The 5,872-nt window shown below is 67.1% G+C and carries 7 protein-coding genes; 4 read left to right on the top strand and 3 right to left on the bottom strand.

All coding sequences use genetic code 11. The annotated features are described in order from the left end of the window. The 3 genes from V7Q39_RS18820 to V7Q39_RS18810 form a co-directional block, all read right to left on the bottom strand. On the bottom strand, positions 1 to 536 hold a 536-nt coding region (locus V7Q39_RS18820), incomplete at its 3' end, for a molybdenum ABC transporter ATP-binding protein (RefSeq protein ID WP_333818150.1). After that, positions 533 to 1,231 carry a molybdate ABC transporter permease subunit gene (gene modB / locus V7Q39_RS18815; protein WP_333818149.1) on the bottom strand — a complete coding sequence of 233 codons (699 nt, stop codon included), beginning with the start codon at positions 1,229 to 1,231 and terminating at the stop codon, positions 533 to 535. The genes V7Q39_RS18820 and modB, both read right to left, overlap by 4 nt. A 265-nt stretch (positions 1,232 to 1,496) precedes the next feature. Next, a complete protein-coding gene (locus V7Q39_RS18810; RefSeq protein ID WP_333818148.1) occupies positions 1,497 to 3,578 on the bottom strand; it encodes a TonB-dependent receptor plug domain-containing protein in 2,082 nt (693 codons plus the stop codon). 262 nt (positions 3,579 to 3,840) lie between these two features. Between V7Q39_RS18810 and V7Q39_RS18805 the strand changes: the two genes are divergently transcribed. The 4 genes from V7Q39_RS18805 to V7Q39_RS18790 form a co-directional block, all read left to right on the top strand. Beyond that, positions 3,841 to 4,353, top strand: coding sequence for a DUF2478 domain-containing protein (locus V7Q39_RS18805; protein ID WP_333818147.1), 513 nt, complete (start codon positions 3,841 to 3,843; stop codon positions 4,351 to 4,353). An 18-nt stretch (positions 4,354 to 4,371) separates the two neighbouring features. Then, positions 4,372 to 4,581: a TOBE domain-containing protein gene (locus V7Q39_RS18800; protein WP_333818146.1), complete on the top strand. Its 210-nt coding sequence runs from the start codon at positions 4,372 to 4,374 to the stop codon at positions 4,579 to 4,581. Continuing rightward, positions 4,574 to 5,059 (top strand): SAM-dependent methyltransferase, encoded by a 486-nt coding sequence (locus tag V7Q39_RS18795; RefSeq protein ID WP_333818145.1) that lies wholly within the window; start codon positions 4,574 to 4,576, stop codon positions 5,057 to 5,059. Before V7Q39_RS18800 ends, V7Q39_RS18795 begins: the two co-directional genes overlap by 8 nt. Continuing rightward, the coding region (locus tag V7Q39_RS18790; protein ID WP_333818144.1) for an ABC transporter substrate-binding protein at positions 5,032 to 5,872 on the top strand (841 nt) is incomplete at its 3' end. The genes V7Q39_RS18795 and V7Q39_RS18790, both read left to right, overlap by 28 nt.

The raw sequence follows: 5,872 nt of genomic DNA, 5'->3' as shown, positions 1-5,872 counted from the left end.
TCGCGCAGCCGTTCCAGATAGGGCAGGATCTCCGCCTTCCGCGCCTCGTCCAGCGCGGCAAGAGGTTCATCCATCAGCAGGAGCCGCGGGTTCGACAGGATCGCCCGCCCGATCGCCACCCGCTGCTTCTCGCCCCCCGACAGCCCGCCCGGTCGCCGCTCCAGCAGGGCGCCGATCCCCAGAAGATCTACGATCCGCGGCAGCTCCACCCCCGCCGTCCGCGGCGCGAACCAGCGGCCGTAGAGCAGGTTCTGGCGGACGGTCAGATGCGGAAAGAGCCGCCCGTCCTGGAAGACATAGCCCATCCGGCGGCGATGCGGCGGCAGCGCGATCCCGGCGGCGGTGTCCAGCACTATGGTCCCGTCGATCACGATCCGCCCCCGGTCCGGCCGCAACAGCCCCGCGACGGCGTTGACGACGGTCGACTTCCCCGAGCCCGACCGCCCGAACAGTGCCGTCACCCCGGAAGGCGCCTCGAAATCCACGTCCAGGGAGAACCCGCCGAAGCGATGGCCAAGGGAGACGGAGAGCGTCATCCGCCTGCGATCCTGCGCGCCACGGCGCGGCTCAGCCATTCCGACAGAAGCAGCGCCGCCATGGCGACGGCGATGGAGACCAGCACCAGCCGGAACGCCTGCGGCTCGCCCCCCGGAACCTGGAGGAAGGCATAGATCGCAGAGGGAAGGGTCTGGGTCTGGCCGGGGATGTTCGAGACGAAGGTGATCGTCGCGCCGAACTCGCCCATCGCCTTGGCGAAGGCCAGGATCGCCCCGGCGATGATCCCCGGCAGGATAAGCGGCAGGGTGACAGTGGCGAAGACCCAGAGCCGGGGCGCGCCGAGCGTACTCGCCGCCTCTTCCAGCTTCGGATCCACAGCCTCGACTGCCAGCCGGATCGCGCGGACCATCAGTGGGAAGGCCATGACCGAAGCGGCCAGCGCGGCCCCGGTCCAGCGGAAGGCGAAGACGATGCCGAACCACTGGTCGAGATACTGGCCGACAAACCCCTTGCGGCCAAAAGTCAGAAGGAGAAGGTAGCCCGTCACCACCGGCGGCAGGATCAGGGGCAGGTGCACCAGGCCGTTCAGGATTTGGCGTCCCCAGAACGACCAGCGCGCCAGCGCATAGGCCACGAAAATGCCCAGCGGCAGGCTGACGAGCGTCGCCCAGAGGGAGACCCGCAGCGAAAGCTCTACCGCGCGCCATTCATCTGCCGAGAGTGCGTCCAGCATCAATCCTTCCCGCCGTCCCCGAGCCTTCACAGGGACAAACCTTGCCCGGACCTTCGCATCCGCCGGGCCTTCCGACAATGGTTGCGGTGCCTGTCCGCCCGGTCCTTCGCCCTTGCCACCCCATATCCTAAATCGCGCGTGCTTCGGAATCAGGCGCGCGAGGCGATATCCGCCAGCCGCAACGGCATGACGCGCGGCGACCCAGGGGATCACCGCGCGCCATGCAAGCTTGTAACCCTGCCGAAGAAACCGGCAGGGGTCGCAATCAGAACTTGGTCTGCGCGGTCAGGAAGAAGGTCCGGCCTGCCTCGGGATAGCCAGCCACCACCTCGACGTTGCGGTCGAAGATGTTGCGCACCGCGAAATCGACCGAGGCCTTCGGCGTCACCGCCCAGCTGGCGCTGAGATTGGCCAGGCCGAAACCGCCTGTCTTCAGATAGGTATAGGTCGGGCTCGCCGTCCGCGGCTGGCCCGCGGCCGGATCCGACCAGCGCGAGCCGAAGATCTCCAGCGAGGGAGACACCGTCAGGCTGTCCGTCGCCTGCCAGTCCATCGCGAGGTAGGCCTTGTGCCGGGGAATGTCGGCGATCCGCAGTCCGGTGATCGACGGGTCCATGATGCTGGCGTCGAGATAGGTGTAGTTCGCCGAAAGGCCGAGACGGTCGTTCACCGTCCAGTTGGCCGCCACTTCGACCCCCTTGTAGACCCCCTTGCCGACGTTCTGCTGCTGCCAGAGCGCGCCGCTGAAGGGAACCGCCTGGATCAGGTCGTCGACCTGGCTGTAGAAGATCGCGCCTTCCAGGCTGACCGGGCCGAGATCGCCCTTGTAGCCCAACTCGAAGTTGCCCGACCGCTCGGCCTTCAGGTCGGGATTGGGCTCCATCGTGCCGAAGCGGGTGCTGAACCGGTGGAAGAGCGTCGGGAAGCTGGTGCGCGAGGAGAAGCTGGCATGGAATTCGCCACCCGCCTCGGGCGCCCAGATCGCGGCAATCTGCCAATCCACCGCATCGGTCTCGGCGGTCGGGCGACCGGCGCTGACCGAGCTGCGCTTGGCTTCCAGCACCTTGGCCTTGTTGTAGCTGAGCCCGCCGACGATGCGCAGCGTATCGCTGAGCCGCCAGGTGTCCTCGACAGCAAAGGACAGGGTTTCTTCCTTGCTGTGCTCGGTCGGGTCAGGCGGGGTGACCAGGCTCGGGGTCGGGAAGTTGGTTTCCTTGTGGACGTCGCTGCGGTAATGCGCCGCGACCTTCAGGTCATGCGCCCCCAGCGTCAGGCCGTATTCCGCGCTGACCCCCAGCGAATAGTCGTCATAGACGCTGTTGAAGGCCCGGCCCACGGTCTGGGCGTTGTGCAATGCGTTGTTCCAGGCCGACAGCGTGTTGTCGAAGGTGTTGTAGTAGAGCTTCGTCTTCACATAGCCGGTGTCGAGTTCGGTATGGGAGTAGAAGGCGAGGCTCGCGATGTCCCACTCCGGCCAGGTCCAGTCGCGCTGCGACCCTGTGGGACGAGGACCGGTGCCCGTGTCCATCGGCAGAAGCGTGCTGTAGGGCGCGTTCTTCGACCCGGTCTGCACGGTATAGCTCAGCACATATTCGTCGGTGTCGTTAGGCGTGTAGCCGAACTTCAGGTTCACCCGTGAATCCGAGGTATCGGCATTGTTGCGCAGGCCCCCGTCCTCGTTCGGGACGGGCACGAAATCGCGCGACAGCCAGAAGCCGTCGCTGGCGCGCTTCATCAGGCTGGCCTGGGCATACCACTTGTCCTGCCGGGTGCCGAAGGACAGATAGCCGCTGTGGCCCGAGATATCGCCACCATTGCCAGCCTCGATCCCCAGCCGTGCCTCGCCCTCGAATTTCTCGGTGGGTGTCCTGGTGACAAGGTTGATCGCGCCGCCCAGGCCACCCGGCCCGTTCAGAACCGAGACATAGCTCTTCTGCACCTGGATTTCCGCGAGGTCCGGCGTCAGGAAGCGGCCGTAGTCCAGCCTGTTGTCGGCAGGCAGGAAGATGCGGATGCCGTCGATCGACAGCGGCACATGCCAGCGCCCGAAGCCGCGCACATAGACCGAGCGTTCGTTGCGCGACCCGCCGCCAGTGCTGATGGAGGTGACGCCGGGCAGCGTGGCCAAGGCCTCGTCCAGCGTCGGGCGCCCCGCCTTCTTCGCGGCGTCGCCGGTGATGGTGGTATGGGTGCCGCCCTGACCCTCTTCATCCTCGCCGATGTAGATGGTGCCCAGAAGGAAGGTGTCGGACCATTTCGGATCGGCCAGCGCGGGCGATGCGGAAAGGCCGGGGATCGCCATTCCGGCCAGGATCAGCCGGTGCAGCAGGGATTTGGGCAGGGTCATTCGGGTCTTCTCCTCCTCAGGCGCAGCCTTCGGGGAAGGTCTGGCGAATCGTTATGTTTAAGGAAACATATCCAGTCCGATGGGCAAGCCGGTGCGATCCGACCGCCACTCTGCTGTGGCATTCTTGCAGCAGGGGCCTTGCCGCAGGATCGGGGCCCTGCCGAGAGGGGTCTGCACGGTTTCCTGCTTGAAAGCGGGACCAGATATGTTCCATCATACCTATCGACCCCGCGAAAGGGGCATCCGGAAAGCGCAGGACCCGATGGACATCCGATACGTCAGTTCCGACCAGGATCAGCAGACCAACCTCATCCTCGCCACCGTCGCCGAACGGGCGGCGGCAGAGGGAATCCAGCTTGCGGGCACGGTGCAGCCGGTGATGGGCGATGCGCCGCAGCAGAAATGCGAGATCGTGCTGCGCCTTCTGCCGGACGGCCCGATCCGCAACATCAGCATGGATCTCGGTCCCGGCGCGACCGGCTGCCGACTGGACGCGGGTGCGCTGGAACAGGCGGTGCTCGAGGTGCAGGCCCGCATGGCCGGCGCCGAGGGGCTTGTCGTCAACAAGTTCGGCAAGCAGGAGGCGGCGGGGCGCGGACTGGTGGACATCATCAGCCAGGCCTGCGCGGCGGGCCTGCCGGTGCTGGTCGGCGTCTCGCCCGAATGGCGCGCGGCTTTCCTGGCCTTCGCCAGCGGCACGGCAGAGCCGCTGCCAGCCGATGCCGACCGGGTGATGGACTGGCTGCGTGCCGCCTGCCGTGCGCAGGCGGCCTGACCTGAAGGGAGAAATCGCATGAAACTCAGCGCCCGCAACGTCCTGCGCGGCACGGTGGTCGAGATCGTCACCGGAGCCGTGACCAGCCATGTCCGGATCGACATCGGCGGTGCCATCGTCACCGCCTCGATCACCAATGACGCGGTGCGAGAGCTTGGCCTCGCCGTGGGCAAGCCCGCCGCCGCCGTGGTCAAGGCCTCGGACGTCATGGTCGGGGTCGATGACTGAAGCCCTCGCCGACCCGCTGCGCCCGCATGAGGAGACCGTCGCCCTGCCCGGGGGCTTCGACGCGGGCCTCTGGTTCATCGGGCGCATCCGCACGCCATGGGCCAGCCGCAGCGACTGCCCCAAGCGCGGCGATGCCGAGGCTGGCCCGCCCTGCCGGATCGAGGTCGACCCGCGCTGGACGCTGGCGCTGGACGGGATCGGCAAGCACGAGAACCTTCAGGTCCTGTACTGGATGCACCTCTCGCGCCGCGATGCCGTGCGGCAGAACCCGGCCTTTGCCGACCGCTCCATCGGCACCTTCGCCATCCGCTCGCCGCTGCGTCCCAATCCCGTCGCCTCGTCCGTGGTGCGGCTGCTGGCGGTGGAAGGAAATATCCTGACCGTCCGCGGCCTCGACTGCGTGGACGGCACGCCGCTCATCGACCTCAAACCCGAATTCGGAGCCCTCTGGTGCAATACTTCCCAGCAAAAGCGCTGAAAGGCGCGATCCTTGCCGCGCTGACGGCGCTTCCCGCGCTGGCCTTCGACGGCCGCCCCGTCACCGATGCGACGGGCCGCGAGGTGATGGTTCCGGTGAACCCGGCAAGGGTCTTCGCCGCCGGGCCGCCCGCCTCGACGCTGCTCTATGTGCTGAAGCCCGAGGCGATGGTCGGCTGGGTCCGCGCCCCGAAAAAGGGCGATCTTCCTTACCTGCGGCCCGAAGCGGCGGCGCTGCCGGAACTGGGTCAGTTGACCGGCAAAGGCGACACGCTGAACCTCGAGGTGCTGCTGACCACCACGCCCGACCTGATCCTGGACTATGGCACGGTGAACGACACCTACAAGGACCTCGCAGCCCGGGTGCAGGATCAGTCTGGCGTGCCCTATGTGCTGATCGACGGTTCCTTCGCGATGCTGCCGCAATCCATCCGCCAGATGGGCGACGTGCTGGCGGTGCCCGAACGGGCAGAGACACTGGCCGCCTATGCGGAAAGCGCCCTGGCCGAGACCGACGCGCTGCTGGCAGGCATCCCCGAGGACCAGCGTCCCTCGGTCTATCTCGCCCGCGGGCCGGAAGGGCTGGAAACCGCGACCAGGGGTTCGATCAACGCCGAGATCATCGAGCGGGTCGGCGGCCGCAACGTGGCGGAAGAGGGGACCGGCAACCTTGCCACCGTCAGCCCGGAACAGGTGCAGGCCTGGGCGCCGGATGTGATCATCACCATCGACCGCGACTTCGCCGCCAATGTCGGCGGCATGCCGGAGTGGCAGGGCATCCCGGCGGTGGCGAATGGCCGGGTCTACCTGGCCC

This window comes from Tabrizicola sp. (genome assembly GCF_036781545.1).
Lineage (GTDB): Bacteria > Pseudomonadota > Alphaproteobacteria > Rhodobacterales > Rhodobacteraceae > Tabrizicola.
The sequence above is the reverse complement of the archived record's forward strand: the minus strand, read 5'-3'. Positions and strand labels throughout refer to the sequence as shown.